Genomic DNA, 23585 nt, shown 5'->3' on the forward strand with positions numbered 1-23585 from the left:
GGTTTATATGGAACATCGTAACATCGCTTTTATTGGCGCTGGTAATATGGCTCAAGCCATTATTGCAGGATTGGTTCAAGGTGGATATCCAGCACATAAAATAACCGTTAGCTCACCTTCTGCTATTCGCCGTGAACCTTTAGAGAAAGAGTTTGGTATTCATAGTACTAATGACAATATTAACGCAGTGAAAAAAGCGGATGTCATTATACTGGCTGTAAAACCTCAAATGATGGAAGAAGTTTGTAAGCCTTTACAAAATATCGATATGAGTAAAAAGTTAGTCCTCACTATCGCTGCAGGTATTCCTGCTACACGTTATAACGACTATTTTGCAACTCAATTACAACTCGTTCGTATTATGCCAAATACGCCTGCACTCGTAGGTAAAGGCTTAAGTGGTATGTTTGCACACAATTCACTTTCATCTCAAGATAAACAGTTCGCCGATGAATTAATGAAAAGTGTCGGAACAACTGTTTGGGTAGAGCAAGAATCTGCCATCAATGATATTATCGCCGTTGCTGGTAGTGCACCCGCTTATTTTTTCTTGTTTATGGAATCAATGCAACAAGAAGCTGAACGTTTAGGTTTTTCACCTGATGTAGCAAGAGCCATCGTGCAACAAGCAGCAAGTGGCTCTACTGCCTTAGCTGAAAAACAACATATGCTAGCTTTTTCTTCTTTACGCGAGCAGGTAACATCAAAAGGTGGAACGACAGCTGCTGCACTGATGCAGTTTTATGAAGGTAAATTACCTGAAAACGTCGCTTCTGCCATGCAAGCTGCGATTAAACGTGCGCAAGAAATGGAAAAACAATTTTAATTTCATCAGGGCCAACTAATGAATTTTTTAAATTTCGTCATTCTGACTCTTCTTCAACTCTACACATCCGTACTGCTATTACGTGTTTGGATGCAATGTGTCAGAGCTGATTTTTATAATCCTTTTTCACAATTTATCGTCAAGATCACACAGCCAATTGTTCGCCCATTAAGAAGTGTTATTCCTTCTATTGGTCCTATTGATACAGCTTCAGTTTTATTAGCCTACATATTAATTCTGCTAGGTATTATCATCCCATCTTACTTATCAGGAACATCTATCCCTTTCTCCTTAATGTTCCCATTTGCCTTTATTGAACTGCTCACAGCTGCTGGTAAGATAATTTTTTGGCTGATCATTATCCGCGCGATCCTTAGCTGGGTAAGCCAAGGCCGTAATCCAATTGACCATCTTTTATATCAATTAACAGAACCTTTAATGGCTCCTATTCGTCGCGTAATTCCGGCGATGGGTGGTTTAGATTTCTCTGCGATGATTGTTATTCTTGTGCTTTACGCCCTGAATTATCTGCGTGTAGACGTTTTACAATGGTTACTTAGCGCAACTCTTTACTAAGGATAACTCTCATGCAAAAAGTGGTACTCGCAACAGGAAATCCAGGAAAGGTCAAAGAGCTAGCCTCTTTACTTTCTGATTTTGGTTTAGATATTGTTGCTCAAACAGAGCTTGGTGTTGATTCTGTTGAAGAAACCGGCTTAACTTTTGTTGAAAATGCGTTGATTAAAGCACGTCATGCTGCAAAAGTAACTGGTTTACCTGCAATTGCAGATGACTCTGGTATTTCGGTTGATGCTTTAGGTGGTGCTCCGGGGATTTACTCAGCACGCTATGCGGGTGTTGACGCAAGCGATCAGCAAAATCTGGATAAATTGCTTGATGCAATGAAAGATGTACCTGCTGAAAAGCGCCAAGCGCAATTTAATTGTGTGTTGGTTTATATGCGCCATGAAAACGATCCAACTCCACTGATTTTCCACGGTATTTGGCATGGTGTATTAAGCACAAAAATGCACGGTGAAGGTGGATTTGGCTACGATCCAATTTTCTTTGTTCCCGAGTTGCATTGTACTGCAGCACAATTAACTAAAGAACAAAAAAATCAGTATTCACATCGTGGTAAAGCACTTAAATTAATGTTGGACGCCCTTAAGAATGCTTAAGTTGCCCCCATTAAGTTTATATATTCATATTCCTTGGTGCGTACAAAAATGCCCTTATTGTGATTTCAATTCACACACACTAAAAGGCGAAGTACCGCATCAGGAATATGTGCAACATTTACTCAATGATTTAGATGCTGATCTTATTCACGTTGGTTCTCGTGAAGTTCAAACGATATTTATTGGTGGTGGAACACCTAGTTTATTAAGTGCTGAATCAATGGCTGACTTGCTTTATGGTGTTAAAGAACGCCTAGCTGTTAGCCCTAATGCAGAAATTACCATGGAAGCGAATCCGGGAACCGTAGAAGCTGAACGCTTTGCCGGATTTCAACGTGCTGGCGTAAATCGTATTTCTATTGGTGTGCAAAGTTTTGGCAATGATAAACTTATTCGCTTAGGGCGTATTCATGATGCAGATGAAGCTAAAAATGCTGCTCGTTTAGCCAAAGAATTAGGCTTACGTAGCTTTAATTTAGATTTAATGCATGGATTACCAGACCAGTCCTTATCTCAGGCACTTTCGGATTTACAGCAAGCAATAGAATTATCCCCACCACATTTGTCTTGGTATCAATTAACCATTGAACCCAACACGCAATTTGGTTCCCGTCCACCTAAATTACCTGATGACGATATGTTGTGGGATATTTTTTCAGAAGGAGATAAATTACTGACTGCCGCAGGTTATCAACAATATGAAACATCAGCATATTGCAAACCAGGCTTTCAATGTGAGCACAACTTAAACTATTGGCGCTTTGGGGATTATTTAGGTATCGGTTGTGGTGCTCATGGGAAAATAAGCTTTGAAGATGGTCGCATAATGCGAACAGTAAAAACCAAGCATCCTAAAGGTTTTATGGAAGGCCGTTATCTCGACCAGCAACATTTTGTTGATAATGATGACCGTCCATTTGAATTTTTTATGAACCGTTTTCGTCTATTAGAAGCATTTCCAAGAAAAGATTTCAGCGATTATACGGGGCTTTCTGAAGAAGTTATTCGCCATCAAATAGATGAAGCTTTGGCTTTAGGTTATATCAGTGAAACAGACACTCACTGGCAAATTACACCTCATGGCAAGCTGTTCCTCAATTCACTGCTTGAACTATTTCTTTAATATTGCTGATTTCAAATAGATAACTTAAAAAAATGCCCATACTGTTTATTCTCAGTTGGGCATTTCTCTTTAATAACAAACTTTAAAGATTAATCAATTAAAGCGCACTTTCTACTGCTTCAATTTGTTTAGTTAAGCTATCTAAACCACCACCAGAGAGATACCAAAGATCAGCTTGCAAATAAACAATACCGCCATTTTTATAGGCTGAAGTTGTTTTTATAGCATCATCTTCAAATGCGGTTTTTTCTAATTTACCCGCGCCAATGGCTTCGCTACGATCCACAATTAGAATAACATCTGGATTAGCTTTTGCGATCATTTCTGATGTGACTATACGACGTTTACCTTTATCTTCCTCAGCAACAGGCGGTAATTCAGCCCTTTTTGCTTTAACAACATCATAAACAACACTTTGATTATTAGGCATTAAATTACCAGCGTTATGCATCAACACTAATACTTTTTTATCCGATCCAGTGGCTTTTTTCTGAGCTTGCTCAATAACGGTATTTAATTTCGCAATTTGTTCTTGAGTCGCTTGCTGTTTATCAAATAACTCACCTAATAATTTGATATTCGACTCAACTGAGTTGAGATAATTAGCGCTATTAGTACCTAAATTAACAGTAGGTGCAATTTTCGCTAAAGCTTCATAAGATGCACCTTGGCGACCAGTAATAATGATTAAATCAGGTTTAATTTCAGCTAATTTTTCTAAGTCCGGCGCTTTCATGCCTCCGACATTAGCAACGTTACTTGCAATACTACCTTTAATATAAGCCGGAGCATTACCTAACGGTAACCCAACCACTTTATCGGCTAAGCCCAACTGAACTAAAGAATCATAGAGACCAAAATCAAATAGAACCACTTTTGAAGGGTTCTTAGTGACCGTTGTTTCACCCAACAAGTGTTTGATCACTATCTTGTCATTCTGCTGATTAATAATTTGGTTAGGTTGATATTCAATTGGCGTTTTGCTTAACGCTGAGAAACTCGTTACAGAAAAGATAGATGCGATAACTAAAGGAAGGATCTTCTTCATTAATTTTGCCCTGTTTAAGAGGAATACTCAAACAGGGCATTGTAAACAGCTCACCTCGCAAGTCAATTGAATAAGAATGATTTTCATTATTATTTTCAATTATTGTGAGTTAACAATTTATAAAGCTTATTAACTACAAGGGATATAACGCCATTATTTATTAATATTTGATGAATTATTTTTTTAACGAATTAATAAGTTCAATATGTTGGTTTTCCATCTGAGTTATTTTGCTACAAGCTTGCTGACCAAATTGAGTAAATGCCGCTTCTTGCTGTTTCCATTCCTGATCTATGATTTTTTGGAAACCATCTAAACTTCCTAATAATCCACCTAGGGCTTTTTTACTGTCGCCACCAGCAGCCGCTAATAACTGTTTTTTCCCCAATTCATTAATGCTGTCTTGCAACATACCACCAAGGCTACTCTCTACGATTTCACGGCCTTTAGCTTCAACTTCTTTAATAGCTTGAGCATGAAAGGTGATGTTATTTGGTTCTATACTAACCACTCTATCCATTTGTTGATTAAGATCTTTTTCTAATCTACTTAATCTATTGAGGATGTTGCTTTCTTTACCAAAAGCTTCAATCACCACTTTATCGAGCACTTTGCGAGAATCTTGCAGTTTTATCCCTGTTTCAGTTCTTAACCAAGGTACGTCTCGTCTAACTGTGGCTTGATATTTTTTGGCTAACTCTTGTTGTTGTGGCGTCAATGTGGCGCTTTTTTCATTTTGAAGTAATGTGCCATCGGGATAAATCACCATTAAACCATGTGAACCCGCAACTTCAACAAATTCAGAGGTTATGCGTAAATCATCTTTTGGCATTACAGCACAGTCAAAACTGGGGGATGCATTGGCAGAACCAGCAACAAAAAACAGTGCTACAGCAATATTTCTTAAATTCATAACAACTCTCCTGAAAACATGGCTAAAAAATCGAGCGCCCTACTTTGTTTGCTAATAATTCAAGTGCTGCACAACCTGCTAATGAGTTACCTGATTTATTCAGCTCTGGTGACCAAACTGCAACGGTAAAAGCATCAGGAACGACAGCAATAATGCCACCTCCAACACCTGATTTTCCTGGGATCCCAATACGAAATGCAAATTCACCGGCACCATCATACATACCACAAGTTAACATTAACGCATTTATTTGTCGGGTCTGTCTTGGCGTAATAATCTGATTTTTATTCCCAACACTTACGCCCTGATTAGCTAAATAACTAAAACATCGAACTAATTCAGTACAACTCATTTCTATTGAACAGTAGTGAAAATAGGTTTCTAGCACCGTGATAACATCATTTTCGAAATTATCAAAAGATTTCATCAGATAAGCAATTGATGCATTTCGACTAAGATGCTCCATCTCTGATTTAGCCACAATCGAGTTATAACAAATATCAGGAGCACCAGTTAAAAAGCGAATAACTTCTAACATTCTTTGCTTTGGTGCACTTAATCGAGACTGCAACATATCAGTGATAACAATAGCACCCGCATTAATAAAAGGATTTCGTGGTATCCCTTTTTCCATCTCTAACTGTATTAAGGAATTAAAAGGCAGACCTGAAGGCTCTTTTCCTACACGTTGCCAAATTTCATCTTCTTCATAACGAGTTAAAGCGAGCGTCAAACTAAGCACTTTAGAAATGGATTGAATTGAAAAACGCTTGTCTGCCATACCCGATTGATAGAGTTCACCATCCACCGTATAAACAGCCATAGCCAATTGTTCTGGCGACACTTGGGCTAACGCGGGAATATAATCCGCGACTTTTCCCTGTCCTATTAATGGACGAATTTGTTGCAAAATATCTGACAGTAATGCGTTAGATAACGTTGTAGTCACAGTCTCTTCCCCAGACAGACAAGGGCATCCTTTTGGATGCCCTTGCAATTATTTGCTAAATGTATAACTTTTTATCAGTCCCACCAAACATCAAATAGTTCAGAGGTCTGTACATCTTGCATTTTATTCTCTTTTAGGAAGTTTTCGACTAATTGGCGATGTTCTTCTGTACATTTACCAATTTGTTGTAAGCAGATTAAACCTTCCCAGCTCAGGTAACCACTTGCATCAAATGCCAGCCCGTTTGGCTCAATGACTTTGAGGATCAATTCATCAACAAAGCGATCCACTTCCTCAATTGGGGTATTTTCTGGGAAAGTCCATTTAACTGAAAAACCTAATTCCTGAAATTCATCGATACGCATTTTTTTGCGTAAACGGCGACTACGTTGTTTAGCCATTATTTTACCCTCTTAAACATAAGATCCCATACACCATGCCCTAAACGATGACCTCGTTTTTCAAACTTAGTCACTGGGCGTGTTTCTGGTCGTGGTACATAATCCTGAGTTTCTGACAAATTCTGATAACCATCAACACTTGCCATCACTTCAAGCATATGTTTTGCATATGGTTCCCAATCTGTCGCCATATGAAAAACACCGTCTAACGTTAATTTTTTTAAAATTAATTCCGCAAAAGGCACTTGAACAATACGGCGCTTATTATGGCGCGCTTTGTGCCATGGATCAGGAAAAAATAACTGAACCATTTTTAAACTATTATCAGGGATCATGTGATTGAGCACTTCAATCGCATCATGACACATGACTCTCAGATTAGTTAATTGTTCTTCTTCAGCATTAGCAAGACAAGCACCCACACCTGGTGCATGTACTTCAATACCGAAATAATTATTTTCTGGCGTATTTTTTGCCATAGTCACGAGCGAGGCGCCCATGCCGAAGCCAATTTCTAAAATAACAGGTGCTTCGCGTCCAAAAACCTGACTGAAGTCGATGGGTTCCGGTTGATATTCAATGCCAAAAACAGGCCATTGTATTTCTAATGCTTGCTCTTGACGAGGAGTTAAACGGCCTTGTCTACGAACAAAACTACGAACGCGCCGTAAAGCACGCCCTTCTTCATTGAATTCCGGAGAAATTACATTCTTGATCATGTCTAATACTGTCAGTCGTTAGGCCAATTATTTACTTAAAATCGTTATAATGTCGCTATGGTATAAACTTAACCGACATTATCCAAAGATCCCTAAGTTTAGCAAGAGTCACTTGTAGAAGCATCACTCTATAAGATAAATATTAAGAGTGTTTACAGTTTATTCTCACTGTGGTGCAATCTTACCTTAATCAGAACATGAGTTAATAAAATAAAACATGATGGAAGCACTGCAATTTTCGCAAGTCGTACTCAATTGGTATCATAAATATGGGCGTAAAACGCTCCCTTGGCAGCAAGAAAAAACGCCTTATCACGTTTGGTTATCTGAGGTTATGTTGCAACAAACCCAAGTTGCAACAGTTATTCCCTATTTCGAGCGTTTCATTGCACGTTTTCCTGATGTCACTACGTTAGCTAAAGCACCATTGGATGAAGTGCTTCATTTATGGACAGGCCTTGGTTATTACGCAAGAGCCAGAAACTTACATAAAGCGGCACAACACATTGTAGATAAACATCAAGGGCACTTTCCTGATACCTTTGAAGACGTTTGTGCTTTACCGGGTGTTGGGCGTTCAACCGCAGGTGCTATCTTATCGTTATCTCTGCAAAAACCTTACCCAATCCTTGATGGTAATGTGAAACGTGTTTTAGCACGTTGCTATGCCGTTGAAGGCTGGCCGGGTAAAAAGGAAATTGAAAATAAGTTGTGGGAGATCAGCGAAAACGTCACCCCAGCCGAAGGTGTAGAGTATTTTAATCAGGCAATGATGGATTTAGGTGCAATGGTTTGTACTAGAAGCAAACCTAAATGTGAACTATGTCCATTAAATACAGATTGTATTGCATATGCTCAAAACAATTGGGCGGATTATCCTGGGAAGAAACCGAAAAAAATCATTCCAGAAAAAACAACTTATTTTCTTATTTTACAATATGATAATCTTGTTTGGTTGGATAAAAGACCACCAGCAGGAATATGGGGTGGGTTATTTGCCTTTCCTCAATTTGAAACAAAAGCGCTTTTAGAACTGTGGCTAGCTGAGCATGGACTCGATAATAATGAATCAGAACAACTGATTTCATTTCGACATACTTTTAGCCACTTTCATTTAGATATTGTGCCAATTTGCATAAAGCTCTCGGCATTTACCTCTATGATGGAGGAGCAAAAAGGACTTTGGTATAATTTACAGACACCTGCAACCGTTGGGTTAGCGGCGCCTGTAGAGAATTTACTTAGACAATTAGCCTAAGCTAACCCCTGCGATATTGAGGATGTATTATGAGCAGAACTATTTTTTGTACTTTCCTAAACAAAGAAGCTGATGGACTTGATTTTCAGTTGTACCCAGGAGAAATTGGAAAGCGCATTTTCAATGAGATCTCAAAAGAAGCATGGACTCAGTGGATGACAAAGCAGACTATGTTGATCAATGAGAAAAAACTCAACACTATGAACCCAGAAGATCGCAAACTATTAGAACAAGAAATGGTACGATTTTTATTTGAAGGTCATGATGTTCATATTGACGGCTACACCCCACCTGAAAAATAATATTCACTTTTCCAGAGCCTTTATGGCTCTGGTATTTTATTCACCATAGCGATGCAATTGACCATGAAAAAAATCCTTCTCTTGCTAATTATCGCCCCACTACTCATTTCATGTAGTAGCCAACCCTCTAAGACACTTGAACCCAATTACGCAAAAGACACCAATGCGTTCGATATTCTAATGGGACAATTTGCCAATAATATTGAAACGATTTGGGGGATGAAGGAAGTTTTAATAGCCGGTCCTAAAGATTACGTTAAATATACTGACGCTTATAAAACCCGTAGCCATATTAACTTTGAAGCTGGTACCATCACGATAGAAACATTAGGTGATAATGCTCCTCAATTCCAACTACATAAGGCGATTGTCACGACATTATTAATGGGTGAAGATCCAGGCTCTATCGACCTCTATTCTGACGTCAATAACATCCCTCACAGTACAGAGCCTTTTTTATCAGGACAGGTTCTTGATAATACAGGGCAGCCTATACGCTGGGAATGGCGAGCCAATAAGTTTGCTGATTATCTGATTGCCAATAAATTACAAAAACGTCAATCCGGTATAAATACAATTTGGTATGTCACCATTAATTTAGTCCCCAATCACCTTGATAAACGTGCGCATAAATATTTACCATTAGTCCAACAAGCGGCAGCTAAATATGGCGTTGAGCCTTCGCTGATCCTAGCTATTATGCAAATTGAATCAAGTTTTAACCCTTACGCTGTCAGTAGTTCAGACGCTTTAGGTCTCATGCAGATTATGCCAGCAACAGCCGGACGTGACGTCTTCCGCATGCAAGGTAAATCAGGACAACCAAGTCGCAGTTACTTGTTTGATCCTGCTAATAATATCGATGCGGGTGCTGCTTATATTTCAATACTGCAAAACAGCTACCTTGGCGACATCAAAGATCCTATTTCACGCCGTTATGCCGTTATACAGGCTTACAATGGTGGTGCTGGTAGCGTCTTACGCATATTCCATAGTGATAAGAAACAAGCTGCTGCGATGATTAATAACTTAGAGCCTACGCAAGTGTATACCACGTTACGTAATAAGCACCCTGCCGACCAATCTCGTCGATATCTTGAGAAGGTCAGTACAGCTCAACGCAACTATCGTTAATTATTATTTGGTCTAAAGAAACAAAGCTTACTCAATCAATTTGGGTAAGCTTTTTGTTATTACAACGCAATAAACCGTTTTATTGTATTTTTGTCACCAAAATTCTGGCGACTACAAACTATGTTTAACTTCATTTTTACTCTTTTTTCGCGATAAATAGTGTTTTATTAACCAATGAGTCTAAAAAAACAGCAATCAAACAGTTTTGTGATAAATAACGTTGACGAGCAAAGCGATATCGGGTTTAATACGCCCCGTTGCCCGAATAGCTCAGTCGGTAGAGCAGGGGATTGAAAATCCCCGTGTCCTTGGTTCGATTCCGAGTTCGGGCACCATCTTTCATTTGTTCGTCAGTTAGTTAACTAACTGAGAGGGCAATCAAGAGCTGAAAATATAATTTGACACTGTCACTTTATGTTGGAACTCTTAAACTAAACAGTCTTGTTCATACCAAGGCTGTTTTTTTATTTGTCACTTTTACTTTCTTTCCTAATCACTGTCAAATCTTGATACTCCTCCTGTCATTTTCATCACATCAATTCCGCTTCAAGTATATCTCGCAAATCTATCAGCAACCGCTAAAATATTTCTAATACCTGCCATTCCGTTTTGAAGTGTTCTTTTTGAAATGCCTTCTTCCTGCCGGCTTTTGATATAAAGTTCGATATGGTTTGTTTACTGGATAGATGCCCCTAAAAATTATCAGGTGATTTATGAAAATAATTAAATATCCATTGCTGACTCTTTTTTTATTATGGTGGTTTTTTTATCTCATGTCACTTTTACAACAAACTGGTTTTATTCTTCTTCATTAAGAAATGAATATTATCAAGCTACCTATTATCACCCAGCCCCCATCAATTTCTTTGGTATTTATTTTTGGTTGGTTAATGAACAACCTGTTTTTGTCGTCCTCTATGATAAAGAAGGTAAATATATTGGACAAAGTTCTCCATTCGCTATAGCCAGTCACATTCACCTTATTGGCGGAGAAAATGTATTACCAAAAACATATGAATATGATAAGAAATTTGGGGATTATGATAATTTTTATCTAAGTGGTGGTTCTTTTAGTGATGATTATCTGATTTCAACAAAAAATAAAAAATGGTGGAGCACGATTTTGCAATATTTTCACTAAAATATATATCAATATAGTATATTACTTAATTACATTTATATTAAAAGAATAGTTCTCATTTTTTAAAGATACTTTTTGTCCCAATATTGTTAACTAAATTAGCTATTACCAAACCACCTTGAGCACCAGCTTGTTGTGTACCTTTTGAACCACTTGAAATAACTGAAGACACCGCAAATCCAATATTTATCCCACTCCAACTTACAGCACCAAACCAAAAAGCGGTAATACGATATACATAGCGCCGAGCACTAAATTCAGGATCTAACCATCAGAACCGGTACTTGCTAACCAAATATATTAAAATTACCGCGATACCCTTTGTAACTCGCATACAGTAATTCAATCAATTTATCGTCTAACCAACTGGCTAATGCCCACCAAACCGGCATAAATAATAATTAGTTGGGTTCATAATAAAATCAAAGGAATGAAGATGTCATATAAGATATATTATCTAATCCTACTAATAAATTTAGGTTATATCTTATCCAAACTATCGTCTATTTTAGTGTAATATTTAATATATCAAGAGTTAATGATTATTTTTCTATTTTATCTGAAACAAAAGCCTACATTGCTAAAATAACCGAAGAAACGAATTTCAATTCCAAATATATAGAATAAAGAACTTGTTATCTTATATATATTAAACTTAAACTTAAACTTAAACTTAAACTTAAACTTAAACTTCGTATTAATATTTTCAAATGGATTTTATTGTAAAGAATATTTATTACTAAATTTAAAAAAAAACCATCTGAACTAATTCTTATTTTCATTTAAGATTTAACTATACTTTTTATATATTTAAAATAAAAGCGATCTGTTTTATAACATTTATTACACATTTTAAGTTCATTTAAGAAATACTCCATATATATATCTCATTTTAATTAATACCTATCTCACAGAATATGAAATTCGCTTCAATTATCGTTGACGAAATATAACTTCAGCAGTAAATATAATAAGCAATGATCATAAAAACAGTGACCATCTTTAAAGATGGCTTTTTTAATCCTTAAATTGTCTCATTTTTTAGACAAAGGGATATTACAGAAACCACGGGAGAATTCTCTTATGACTCAACAAGATACAGCGACCCACTATTCAATTGATGATATGAAAACATTAATTGAAACAATGCAGATTTATAAAAAAGACAACAGTGGCAAAGGGATCACTCGCATTGCCTATGGTGAAGAAGATGAAGCCGCACACTTGTATCTTGCGGGTTTAATGAAAGAAGCTGGCCTTGAAGTTTATCGTGATGGCATTGGAACACTCTATGCCCGCTTACCCGGCAAAGATCGCTCACTACCAGCAGTAGGAACTGGCTCTCACCTTGATACTGTGCCTCAAGGTGGCGCTTATGACGGAGCTTTAGGTGTTATTGCAGGGTTTTATGCCTTAATGCAATACAAACCACAACAACTTAAACGCGACCTTGAGCTTGTTGTTTTCCGTGCAGAAGAATCTAGCCGTTTCGGATTTTCATGTATTGGCAGTAAAGTATTAACAGGAAAAATAGATAGAACTCGTTGGGAGCAAAATAGAGATGATGACGGCAATAACTTCTTTGAAGTTCTAAAATCATTAGGTTATCAGCACGATAATTTGGATAGCTGTTTAGTCAAAGAAGATCGTTATAGTGCCTTTGTTGAGCTTCATATTGAACAAGGTAAACGCCTTGAAAATGACAAGAAAACCATTGGTATTGTCAATGGTATTGCAGCACCGACACGTTTTTCAGTCACTGTTAATGGCCATGCGGATCACTCTGGTGCAACTCCGATGTATCAACGCCAAGATGCGTTAGTGGCAAGTGCAGGGATTATTACCGATATTAACCGCGCAGCATGTACTGAAGCTGTTTATGGCACTGTAGGTACAGTGGGTAAACTCAATGTTGTTCCGAACTCCATGAACGTCATTCCAGGGCAAGTAAAATTCTCTGTTGATATTCGTGGTATTGATACTGACAGTATTCAGCGTGTTGTACAACGTCTAAATAACAGTGTTGAAAAAGCAGAAAAAGATTTTGGTGTTGTTATTGATGTTCAACCTATTTCTGCTGAATCGCCAGTCAAATTAGATGATTCAATTTGCCAAGTTATTGAAAATTTATGCCAAAAACACGATATCGACTATATGACCATGTTAAGTGGTGCTGGCCATGACTCAATGAATATGGCGTCACTTTATCCAACGGCGATGATCTTTACACCTTCAGTTGCTGGTATTAGTCATCATCCTGATGAATTTACCGAATTTAGTGATATTGCTGTCGCTGCAGATTTATTAGCAGAAACATTAGGCACATTAGCAAATCAATAATGACTGACTATTTGTTTTAAAAGGTTAATTGCATCATCTCCCTTGATCGCTTTTAACCATAATTTATCAAAGAGAGATTGATATTGAAATATCGCCTCAGTTGAAGAGGTTACGGTGGCAATGCCCGTACTGACATTAGGGAACTCACCTAAACGGAACGGGCTAACAGCTAAAGAAAGAGGCACTTTGTCTTGATAAAATAATTGGAAAGTGAGAGACGGCATAGTATCTGAAATAATTGCAATATTAAGATAATTATTTTTTTGCTCTAGCTTTTCAATTAAATGAAGAATTTCGCTTTTTGCTCGCTGTTTTCTTTCTTGTTGTAATGTTTTTGTTAAATTAACTGAACCTAGCATACCAACATAAAGAAATTTTTCGATTTGTTGTTGGCTAATAAGGTTGTAAATATGAGGTGAATGTAAGGATTGATGTTTCTTACGCTCTTTTAAAATAGATAAAACTTCTTGTTGCTTTTCAGACAAAAGATTTAAAGGTGATGCTTCTGTTAGCATTTCAACCAATGTTTTGTCATAACAATCTGAAGTTAATAAATAAGAAAAGGGTTCGAAGTGAGTATATATATGTGAAGATTGAGTCTCAAGTTGGCGCATTCGTTCGAAAAAACCATTTGCACTTGAGTAATACTCGGTATTAATACCTAATAAACTCATTAATGAAGTATTTAATAATTTAGCAAGATTATCGAGAGTTTCAATCTTAACAATTTCGCCTTTTTCTAATCGATATACGGCTGCGCGAGAAATACCTAAGCTTTCTGCAACATCTTCAGCCTTTAATGAAGAGGCTATACGATAAGCTCGTAGTCGATAGCCAATGGATTGATAATCTATTTTTTCTCTAGGTATGTAAGGCATATTTATAATTGGCTCCCAAATGCACAAAGTACCAGGGTAAAGTAACGTCACAACAATAGGATGTTAGTTGAGATAGTTTAAATTAAACCAAAAATAAAAAGAATCACCTTCCTCACAATGAGGTAAATAAAAGAAGTTTGCAGTAAAAAATTTGTCTATATCAATAAACCTGTCTCCTAGCAGGTAACCTCACCAGGGTTAAGCAGTAAAACCAAACAAAAATAAAAAACTAAAAGGCGTTGTAATAGATATTACAGCGCCTTTTTCATTATTACGAAGGTGTATCTTTTGATGAAGTGAATTTTCCGGTGCGTGTCATGAAAGTGCTAGGTGTAGAAAGTTAATTACGGATCATATTAACCTAACAGCCAATAACCCACTGATTGGACCTAATAGTCCTGAATTAAGTGTCCATTTTCTAGATGTGAGTGATGTTTATAACAAAGCAATACGCCAAATTGTTATTGATGTTGCAAAAGAACAAAACATCACTTTACGCCAAAGTGTCTATGCATGGTGAACAGTCCGAACATATGAAATACTGACTACAATTCGCATGATAAGACCCTTGGGACTGTCAACGGTACCAGAAGCACTTATTGCTCACCATTCAGGCACAGATACCATAGGTATTTCATACTTAACCAATATGGCTTGTGGAATTTTAGAGCAGCCTCTTAGCCATGATGAAGTAGTTAAAACCGCAGAGCGCGTAAAATCAACCTTCTTAAAACTTATTAGTGAAGTGATCACTCGCATATAACTTTTTATCAATAAAAGAAATGTAGTTCATACTTAATTAATTCTATTTCTTATTTAATAAAACAATAATAAGATAATGACAGACTTATTAGTGTTTTTATTTGGTCTTATTTTTAAAGATTAAAAATTATAGCAATATAAAATTCAGTTTACATTTTCATGTAAAAGGAATTTATATCCATGAGCACATCCACCATAAAAAAGACACAAGCATTTTACTCAATCATTGATATAATGAAAGAAAATAGAATAGATATTGCTATATGGGAAAAGTCACATCCTAACCATAAATTTACAGAGATATCATTTAGTTTTCCAGGATATACTGAATTAAGAACAGATAAATATAATACAATAACTACATTAAACAAATCCCAACAAGATTTAGCAAAAGAGATATTACAGTTATGGGCTGATGTCACTAATGTTAAATTCATAGAAAAAGAAGCAAATTATGATACTGATATAAAAATTGGTCTTTATAATAATGTATTTGAACATTATGATAAATATTCTTTTAAAATAGGAGGCTTCTCAACATATCCTGCGAAAGAAAAATATTCAACTAAAGAAATTTTCAGTATTTCTGACTATAGCGAATCAGGACAAGTTTGGTTAAATATTTCTGAAACAAAATATATGAAAACAGTTAAAAAATCACATATCACACCAGAAAGAAAACCTAAAATAGATGCTTTCATGAAAAAATCTGATGGTATTAAATATTATTATATTGAAAGTGAGGATGAAATTGATTTATTTAAAAACTTAAATGCCAATTCTCATTTAGAAAATAATTTAGAGCCATCTAAAAAAGGAACATATAAATTTTATACTTATATACATGAAATAGGTCATGCTTTAGGATTACCACATACATTTAATGATAATAATAATCTCGATATTAAAGAAAATAGTTTCCAGTATTCAGTCATGGCATACAATATGCCAAAAACAGAATATGCTGACTTTCATAATAATTTTCCCATGAGCCCAATGCTTATTGATATTTATTTAATTCAACAGCTTTATGGTAAAAATAACTCAACTCGAATAGGCGATACTGTATATGGGTTTAATTCTAACTCTGAAAGAAAAGCCTATACTCTAAATACAGATAACGATGTAATAATCAGTTGTATTTGGGATGCAGGCGGTAATGATACACTTGATTTTTCTCAATATAATGTCGAACAAAAAATAGATCTTAATGAGGGGACTTTTTCTAGTATAGGTGGATTAAAAAATAATATTTCAATTGCTTTTGGTACTGTTATTGAAAATGCATTAGGTGGATTAAAAGATAACTATATTTTAGGTAATCATGTTGATAATTATCTTAAAGGAAATCAGGGAAATGACACCTTAAGTGGTGAAAAAGGTGATGATAGTCTTTATGGTGAGCAAGGTGATGATATCCTTTATGGCGGTGATGGTGATGATACTCTTTATGGTAATATTGGTAATGACACTCTCTACGGTGACGACGGAGATGATCTTATTTTTGGTGAAAAAGGGGATGATATTCTTTTCAGTGGAAGAGGTCAGGATATTCTTTATGGTGGCTCAGGTAATGATGTATTAATCGCTATAGAAGGAGACAATATTCTTGATGGTGGATACCATGATGATACCTTTATTATCAAAGGAGGAAATAATAAATTGTTTGGTAGCCAAGGAATGGATAATTTTATATTTTATTTAGAGAGCAATACTTATAATAGTCATAACATTATTTATGATTTTAATAAAGATGAGGATGCTATCTTATTTAAATCATCGGAAGATAAGATATTGATAAATCCATTATTAACCAAGGAACTTTCTGATAAAAATAATGAAGTAAAGATTTCTTATGACAATAAGAAAACCACATTAAAGATAACCAATAATGATAAACTAATAAATAAGCAATTAACAATAGATATTATGGGTAATTTTAGTTATGAAGATCTTTTTCTAAATAATGTTTAATGCATTAAAAGATAATATAAATATATTATAGGGTTTAAATTTCCTTAAGCCTTATAATAACAGAATGGAATATATAATATGCTAAAATCATGACGGAACCATATAATAACATTATGAAAAATACCTGCAGATAAAATAACCTAAGATCTATTTACTTAATTAAATTATTCTGACTTAAAACACACCTCACTTCACAATTATTTAAAAACATATTTTACCCCTCTAGATTAATATCAATAAGTAGCTATCTTTATTATTGCTGGCGCTCGCCAGATAATTAAACTATTTTCAACATGAAAATAAACTTAACCTAAACTTGATATCCGGAGGATATTATGGGTTCTTCTTTATTAAAAAAAGCAGTAGGATTATCTAATGTTTCTGATTTATTAGATAAGAGTGGAATTTTTTATAATTTCTCAGCTAAGACTCTACCTTCTTTTGATTATGATACCGCAGGAAAACATATCGCACGCGAAAATTCCACATGGAATGGAAAATATGTTATTGGACAAGCGGCAGAAGTAACGTATTCATTCCCAACTTGGGCGGGCAAAAAATTTAATGACTTTGGTGATAAAAATCCCTATGGATTTAATTCTGCGCAAAAAGATCATGCAAAACAATCTTTGGATGCATGGTCTGATATTGCAAATATTAAATTTACAGAAGTAGCACCAAATGTAAAATCAGATATTACTTTTGGAAATATTACTGATCCTTACGGTAAATTCCAAGCTTATGCCACTTTGCCTAATACTATTGATTATTATGGACGTGATGTATCAGGGCAAGCCTGGTTTAGTGATTATTATTATGCGGGTAATACGACACCTGAATTAGGTAATTATGGTCGCTTAACAATCATCCATGAAATTGGCCATGCACTTGGTTTAATGCATCCTGGTGATTATAACGCAGGTCAAAATGTACCTGGATATTTAAAATCTGATTATGCTGAAGATAGTCGCCAATATACTGTTATGAGTTATTGGGATGAATATGAAACCGGTGCGCACTTCCAAGGTGCTTATGCTGGAGCTCCTCTACTACATGATATTTCAGCAATGCAATACCTCTATGGTGCAAATACAACAACCAGAACAGGTGATGATGTTTACGGCTTCAACTCAAACACAGGTATTGATTATTACACAGCAACAAGCAGTAACGATAAATTAATATTCTCCGTTTGGGACAGTGGTGGTAACGATACATTTGACTTCTCAGGATATTATCAAGATCAAGTGATTGATTTACGTGAGGGTCATTTCTCTGATATTGGCGGACTACAGAAAAACGTTTCTATTGCCCAAGGCGTTACAATAGAAAACGCAATCGGTGGCTCTGGTAATGATATTATCTATGGAAATGATGCTGATAATATTCTCATCGGTGGTGGCGGTAACGACATACTGTATGGTGGCGGTGGCCAAGATACGTTATGGGGTGGTACAGGTAGCAACACCTTTGTTTATAAAGAAATCTCCGACTCACTAGTCTCAGCTGCTGACAAGATAATGGATTTCAAATCAGGTATTGATAAAATTGATCTTTCAGAGTTAATCGAAAATACCTTCAGTCATAAATTCCTTAATTTTGTTGATAATTTTACAGGCCGCTCAGGTGAAGCAACCATTAAATATGATCATTCAACAAATTCAAGCGAACTTGCAATCAATGCTTATGGTTATGACTATAGTGCTGATTTCAAAATTGACATTGTAGGATTTGTTAATTACGAAACTGATTTTATTGTTTAAGTCATGATTTATTGGGTAGGAGAAATATCATTCCCCTACCCTCTTTTTATTTATATGGAGTTATTTTTATATTTTTTAAATAAAATAAATATAAATTACCATGCATATAGATAAAAAATCATAAATAGAAACAAAGTAGATAAGAATAAAATCAGGAATAACATTATGCCAGTAAGCACAAATAACAATGAAATAACAAACATCATAAAAGAAAGAAAGAAAGTATTTCTTTCTATTGGAATATTTACAGCACTAATAAATATTTTAATGCTAGTTCCTTCAATCTATATGTTGCAAGTTTATGATCGTGTATTACCTTCTGGTAATGAAATGACATTATTGATGCTAACACTTATTATGTTAGCTCTCTTTATTTTTATGGGTGGACTAGAATATTTAAGAAGTATCATTGTAATTAGGATGAGTAATAAACTTGATTTATCACTTAATTCACGTATTTATACTGCCGCATATCAAGCTAGATTAAATAAAACACCCGGTATTAATTCCTCTTTAGCTTTTAATGATTTAGTGACAATTCGCCAATTTATCACAAGCCATGCTATTTTTGCTTTTTTTGATTTACCTTGGTTTCCTATTTATCTTCTCGTTATCGCATTATTTAATCCTTGGTTAGGATTATTTGCACTATGTGGTGCACTCATTTTATTTTCATTAGCTATTCTTAATGAATATTTGTCTAGAACATCATTAAAAAAAGCCAATGAGTTCGCTAATCAAGCACAAGTGATACAAGGCCATCATTTCGAACATCCACAACCTATCGAAGCGATGGGTATGTTAAATTATTTACGGACACAATGGCAAATTACCCACTTTAAATATCTACAAGCACAAACTCAAGCAAGTGATAATGCGGCTGGCGTTAATGCAATAACAAAAGTCACTCGCATGGCATTACAATCCCTAATGTTAGGACTGGGGGGATGGCTTGCGATAGATAATACAATTAGCCCAGGAATGATGATTGCAGGATCAATATTATTAGGTCGTGCTTTAGCACCGATTGAACAAGTTATTGGTGTATGGAAAAACTGGGATAGTAGTAAAGAAGCCTATAAAAGATTGACGACATTACTAAAAACCTACCCTAAAGAAAATAAAAAAATGGCGTTACCTGCTCCTAAAGGTGAATTAACTGTTAATATTAATCAGGCACAATATCCTCAAACTGAACAGGCACTATTAAATAATATTCATTTTTCACTAATTCCAGGTGATGTGTTAGGTATTATCGGTCCTAGTGCTTCAGGTAAATCCTCCTTAGCTAAATTTATTGTTGGTATATGGGAAGTTAAAACAGGTTCAATTCGCCTTGATAATGCAGATATATACCAATGGAATAAAACTGAAGTAGGTCAATATATTGGGTACCTACCTCAAGAAATTGCTCTTTTTCCAGGTACTATCGCTGAGAATATTGCCCGATTTTCAGAAATAGACTCACAAAAAGTTATTCAGGCTGCAACAATGGCCAATGTTCATGAAATGATTTTACGTTTTCCTGATGGGTATGAAACTCTTATTGGCGCTCATGGTGAAGGATTGTCTGGAGGACAACGACAACGTATTGCATTAGCTCGCGCATTATATGGCAATCCTACATTAGTCGTTTTAGATGAACCTAATTCTAATTTAGATGATTTGGGTATTAAAGCATTAATACAAGCAATTCAAATACTCAAAAAAAATAAAAAAACAGTTATTTTAATTACTCATCAAAAGCAATTGCTCTCAGTGACTAATAAACTCTTAGTTCTTTTTGATGGACACACTAAATTATTTGGTTCTACAACCGCTGTTATTGCTGAGTTAAATAACTCATCAATAATAAAAAACACCCCAACACCATCAAGTACACCTATTACTCAAAGTAATTCTTAATATTGAGAAAATAATGATGATCACAGAGAAAAATGAAATCGATATAGTTAAAAATATTTCCGATGATCCTAAAAAATTCTTAATAATAGGATGGTCCGTTATTCTTTTAGGCTTGGCTTTCTTTATTTTTTGGGCTGCATTTGCACCTTTAGATAAAGGTGTCTCCACCACAGGTAATGTTTCAATTTCAGGTAATAAAAAAAGTGTTCAAGCATCCGTAGAAGGTATTATTACTGATATTTTAGTGAAGAATGGAGATAGTGTGATTGAAGGCCAAACACTTGTTCAATTAAGTCCCATTCAATCAAAAGCCTTAGTAAAATCCTTATCAGAACAATATGATAACTTACTTATTACTCAACAACGTCTTTATGCCCAACTCAATGAAAAAACAGAATTTATTTTAGACTCTACGGAAAAATACTATTCATCTTCAGAGAGTCTAAATAAACTCTTACAACTACAAAATAGATTACTTAATGAAAAATATATTGAATTACATAGTGAAATAAATGGCTACAACGCCATTATTGATGGTATTTCTAATCGTTTAATTCATCTAAAAAGATCGATACAAAACAAACAAAATCAAATTATTAGCTTACAGAATCAAATTAAAGATTTACGCACTCTTGCTACTGAAGGCTATATTCCTCGTCATCGTTATCAGGAGGTTGAGCGTGAACTCGCTGAAAACAATAATCATCTTAATGACACATTAGGGCAAGTAAGCACCTTAGAAAAACAAAAACTAGAGTATGAACAAAAAATATTACAACGTAATGCTAATTTTTATCAATCAGCACGTACTGAACTCAATCAAATTCAATTACAAATAAGTGAAACGGAAAAACAACTTATTATTGAAATGGATAAACTGGCTAAGATGCAAATTATTGCCCCTATTTCAGGAACAGTAATGGATTTATCTGTTTTTACACAAGGTGGTGTTGTTAGAACAGGACAAACATTAATGGATATTGTTCCCCAAGATCATCAATTAATTATTGAGGCTCGTTTAGCTCCTCATTTAATTGATAAAGTGACTCCCGGCCTTCCTGTTGATTTAATGTTCAGTGCTTTTAATCAAAATACGACGCCTAAAATTCCAGGTGAAGTCACTTTAATTTCAGCCGACAGACTTATTGATGACAGAACAACAGAACCCTATTATCAAGTATTTATTAATGTAAAAGATAATACACTTCTTGTTGATAATAAAAATAAATTAAAGGCTGGTATGCCTGTTGATGTATTTATTAATACAGGCGATCGTTCATTACTCAATTATCTCTTTAAACCTGTATTAGATAGAGTTCATACTTCTTTAACGGAAGAATAATTATGTTCATAAAAAAATTTTCTACTATTATATTGATATGGATGTTCAGTTTTCACACTTTTGCTATCACATTATCTGATCTCTATTTTTTGGCTGTAAAAAATGACCCTACCTTTAATGCAGCAATAAAAGAACAAGTTGCAGGCAAGGAGTATGAAAATATTGGGTTATCTCAGTTACTTCCTAGTGTACATGTTAATTACCAAAATAATCCTCGAAATTGGCAACGTAAAGTTTATCCAATTAATACTAATCAAGGAGAAATTCAAAGAACAGAATATCAAAATTACCAAAGTCACTCTATTAGTGCGATTATTAGCCAACCTCTATTTGATTACACTGCTTTTAGTGACTACAAATCATCAGTTATACAAACGTTACTATCAGATAGTCGCTATCAGGTGAAATTCTCTGAACTAATGATTAGATTGGTAGATCATTATATTGAATTAGCCTATGCCCAAGATAAGTTATTATTAAATCTTTCTCAGCAAGAGATTTATAAAAAACAACTTACTTCTAGCCAACGTTTATTTGAGTTAGGCGAAGGAACAAAAACAGATATTTCAGAAATCCAAACACGATTATATTTAACTCTATCTCAATATACAGATATTCAACTTGAGCTAGAAAATGCCAAAAATAAATTAAGCTCAATGATTGGTACTCCACTTCCTTATGATGAGCATATTGCAAAATTAAATAGCCAAAAATTTATATTACAACCAATTATCCCCAGTAATTATGAGGATTGGGAAATAGAAGTGATGAAAAACAACCTCAATATTCAAACTGCACGCTATGAAATGGCAATAGCAAAGCAAGAAGTAGAAAAAAATAGAGGTGAATTTTTTCCAACAGTACAACTCTATGCTTCTTACTCTAATAGTGATTCTGATAGTAATAATACGGTAAATCAGAAATATCAATCCGCCAATATCGGTTTTTATGTCAGCTTACCTTTATTTAATGGTGGAAAAACAACAGCATCAATGCGTCAATCTACTGCGATGTATCAAATGAGTGCTTTTGAAAGGGATGCCATTATTCAGCAAATTACACAAGAGTTACGTCATCAATATCAAATTTGTACGACCAGTAATATAAAACTAAATGCATATGAACAATCAGTATCCTCTGCTAAGTTACAGTTAGATGCAACTCAAAAAAGTTATATTGGGGGGCAGCGAACTATGGTTGATGTTCTTAATGCTGAAGAGTTATTATATCGTGCTCAACAAGATTTAATTAAAGCTAAATATGATTATATTCAAGCTTGGGCATTATTACATCAATATACCAATACTCTGGATATTGAAAAAATAAAACTCATTGAAGGTTATTTTCAATAATATATTAATATTAAGAAAAAGTCCTACATCATGTTAGATATAGGACTCTATATTATAAGCAATCATTGATTACTTATTTTAGCTAGCGGGGATCCATCACTTCTTTTTAGTACCGTACAACGTTAATACACGGTGAGTAAGAGCAATTGATGCTAGACCGATAAAACATTCAGCTAGGAAAATCAGCATAAATTACCCCCATTCATAAGTACATTTTGTTTGGGCGGGGGTTCTGATAAAGTAAAGTGACTTGTCATATATTGCTTAGCTAACT

21 protein-coding genes, 1 tRNA gene and 1 pseudogene are annotated in these 23585 nt (G+C 35.0%); 16 read left to right on the forward strand and 7 right to left on the reverse strand.

What is annotated here, in order from left to right; translation table 11 throughout:
- Positions 1-7 precede the first annotated feature (7 nt).
- The 4 genes from proC to hemW are packed head-to-tail and all read left to right on the forward strand — an operon-like array spanning position 8 to position 3130.
- Positions 8-826: a pyrroline-5-carboxylate reductase gene (gene proC / locus JEP40_RS00220; protein ID WP_198621943.1), complete on the forward strand. Its 819-nt coding sequence runs from the start codon at positions 8-10 to the stop codon at positions 824-826.
- A gap of 18 nt (positions 827-844) precedes the next feature.
- The gene (locus JEP40_RS00225; RefSeq protein WP_198621944.1) at positions 845-1402 is read left to right on the forward strand and encodes a YggT family protein; all 558 of its coding nucleotides are present in this window, start codon (positions 845-847) and stop codon (positions 1400-1402) included.
- An 11-nt stretch (positions 1403-1413) separates the two neighbouring features.
- Positions 1414-2007 (forward strand): XTP/dITP diphosphatase, encoded by a 594-nt coding sequence (locus JEP40_RS00230; RefSeq protein WP_198621945.1) that lies wholly within the window; start codon positions 1414-1416, stop codon positions 2005-2007.
- The gene (gene hemW / locus JEP40_RS00235; RefSeq protein ID WP_198621946.1) at positions 2000-3130 is read left to right on the forward strand and encodes a radical SAM family heme chaperone HemW; all 1131 of its coding nucleotides are present in this window, start codon (positions 2000-2002) and stop codon (positions 3128-3130) included. Before JEP40_RS00230 ends, hemW begins: the two co-directional genes overlap by 8 nt.
- A gap of 97 nt (positions 3131-3227) precedes the next feature.
- Here the strand turns inward: hemW and JEP40_RS00240 are convergent, their stop codons facing one another.
- The 5 genes from JEP40_RS00240 to trmB all read right to left on the reverse strand — a co-directional run bounded on the left by JEP40_RS00240 (position 3228) and on the right by trmB (position 7160).
- Positions 3228-4178, reverse strand: coding sequence for a siderophore ABC transporter substrate-binding protein (locus JEP40_RS00240; protein ID WP_198621947.1), 951 nt, complete (start codon positions 4176-4178; stop codon positions 3228-3230).
- A gap of 175 nt (positions 4179-4353) precedes the next feature.
- Positions 4354-5091: a DUF2884 family protein gene (locus JEP40_RS00245; RefSeq protein ID WP_198621948.1), complete on the reverse strand. Its 738-nt coding sequence runs from the start codon at positions 5089-5091 to the stop codon at positions 4354-4356.
- A 22-nt stretch (positions 5092-5113) separates the two neighbouring features.
- Positions 5114-6040 carry a glutaminase B gene (gene glsB, locus JEP40_RS00250; RefSeq protein WP_198621949.1) on the reverse strand — a complete coding sequence of 309 codons (927 nt, stop codon included), beginning with the start codon at positions 6038-6040 and terminating at the stop codon, positions 5114-5116.
- Between the two features lie 74 nt (positions 6041-6114).
- Positions 6115-6441, reverse strand: coding sequence for a YggL family protein (locus tag JEP40_RS00255; RefSeq protein WP_006534836.1), 327 nt, complete (start codon positions 6439-6441; stop codon positions 6115-6117).
- Positions 6441-7160: a tRNA (guanosine(46)-N7)-methyltransferase TrmB gene (gene trmB / locus JEP40_RS00260; protein ID WP_198621950.1), complete on the reverse strand. Its 720-nt coding sequence runs from the start codon at positions 7158-7160 to the stop codon at positions 6441-6443. The genes JEP40_RS00255 and trmB overlap by 1 nt, the downstream gene beginning before the upstream one ends.
- Positions 7161-7377: 217 nt before the next feature.
- Here trmB and mutY point away from each other — a divergent pair, with 217 nt between their 5' ends.
- The 4 genes from mutY (at position 7378) to JEP40_RS00280 (ending at position 10189) form a co-directional block, all read left to right on the forward strand.
- A complete protein-coding gene (mutY, locus tag JEP40_RS00265; protein ID WP_198621951.1) occupies positions 7378-8418 on the forward strand; it encodes an A/G-specific adenine glycosylase in 1041 nt (346 codons plus the stop codon).
- Between the two features lie 29 nt (positions 8419-8447).
- The gene (locus JEP40_RS00270; RefSeq protein WP_072071114.1) at positions 8448-8720 is read left to right on the forward strand and encodes an oxidative damage protection protein; all 273 of its coding nucleotides are present in this window, start codon (positions 8448-8450) and stop codon (positions 8718-8720) included.
- Positions 8721-8783: 63 nt separating this feature from the next.
- Positions 8784-9854 (forward strand): membrane-bound lytic murein transglycosylase MltC, encoded by a 1071-nt coding sequence (gene mltC / locus JEP40_RS00275; protein WP_198621952.1) that lies wholly within the window; start codon positions 8784-8786, stop codon positions 9852-9854.
- A 259-nt stretch (positions 9855-10113) separates the two neighbouring features.
- Positions 10114-10189 (forward strand) — tRNA-Phe (locus JEP40_RS00280).
- A 229-nt stretch (positions 10190-10418) separates the two neighbouring features.
- Here the strand turns inward: JEP40_RS00280 and JEP40_RS00285 are convergent.
- A pseudogene (locus JEP40_RS00285) lies at positions 10419-10529 on the reverse strand (phage integrase N-terminal domain-containing protein); the annotation flags it as partial.
- 79 nt (positions 10530-10608) lie between these two features.
- On the opposite strand from JEP40_RS00285, the gene JEP40_RS00290 reads away from it, so the two are divergent.
- A complete protein-coding gene (locus JEP40_RS00290; protein WP_198621953.1) occupies positions 10609-10995 on the forward strand; it encodes a DUF6201 family protein in 387 nt (128 codons plus the stop codon).
- 1083 nt (positions 10996-12078) lie between these two features.
- Positions 12079-13335, forward strand: coding sequence for a Zn-dependent hydrolase (locus tag JEP40_RS00300; protein WP_198621954.1), 1257 nt, complete (start codon positions 12079-12081; stop codon positions 13333-13335).
- Here JEP40_RS00300 and JEP40_RS00305 read toward each other — a convergent pair.
- Positions 13329-14213: a helix-turn-helix domain-containing protein gene (locus JEP40_RS00305; RefSeq protein ID WP_198621955.1), complete on the reverse strand. Its 885-nt coding sequence runs from the start codon at positions 14211-14213 to the stop codon at positions 13329-13331. The genes JEP40_RS00300 and JEP40_RS00305 overlap by 7 nt on opposite strands.
- Positions 14214-14781: 568 nt before the next feature.
- On the opposite strand from JEP40_RS00305, the gene JEP40_RS19025 reads away from it, so the two are divergent.
- The 6 genes from JEP40_RS19025 to JEP40_RS00335 all read left to right on the forward strand — a co-directional run bounded on the left by JEP40_RS19025 (position 14782) and on the right by JEP40_RS00335 (position 23311).
- On the forward strand, positions 14782-14976 hold the full coding sequence (locus JEP40_RS19025) for a hypothetical protein (protein WP_232799108.1): 195 nt from the start codon (positions 14782-14784) through the stop codon (positions 14974-14976).
- A gap of 179 nt (positions 14977-15155) precedes the next feature.
- On the forward strand, positions 15156-16949 hold the full coding sequence (locus JEP40_RS00315) for a M10 family metallopeptidase C-terminal domain-containing protein (RefSeq protein ID WP_198621956.1): 1794 nt from the start codon (positions 15156-15158) through the stop codon (positions 16947-16949).
- Positions 16950-17284: 335 nt separating this feature from the next.
- Positions 17285-18712, forward strand: coding sequence for a serralysin family metalloprotease (locus JEP40_RS00320; RefSeq protein WP_198621957.1), 1428 nt, complete (start codon positions 17285-17287; stop codon positions 18710-18712).
- Positions 18713-18877: 165 nt separating this feature from the next.
- Entirely contained in the window at positions 18878-20617 is a 1740-nt protein-coding gene (locus JEP40_RS00325) for a type I secretion system permease/ATPase (protein WP_198621958.1), read from the forward strand.
- 13 nt (positions 20618-20630) lie between these two features.
- Positions 20631-21959: an HlyD family type I secretion periplasmic adaptor subunit gene (locus JEP40_RS00330; protein ID WP_232799109.1), complete on the forward strand. Its 1329-nt coding sequence runs from the start codon at positions 20631-20633 to the stop codon at positions 21957-21959.
- Positions 21960-21961: 2 nt separating this feature from the next.
- Positions 21962-23311 (forward strand): TolC family outer membrane protein, encoded by a 1350-nt coding sequence (locus JEP40_RS00335; protein WP_198621959.1) that lies wholly within the window; start codon positions 21962-21964, stop codon positions 23309-23311.
- The last annotated feature ends 274 nt before the right edge of the window (positions 23312-23585 follow it).

Source organism: Proteus vulgaris (assembly GCF_016239305.1).
GTDB classification, from domain to species: domain Bacteria; phylum Pseudomonadota; class Gammaproteobacteria; order Enterobacterales; family Enterobacteriaceae; genus Proteus; species Proteus vulgaris_C.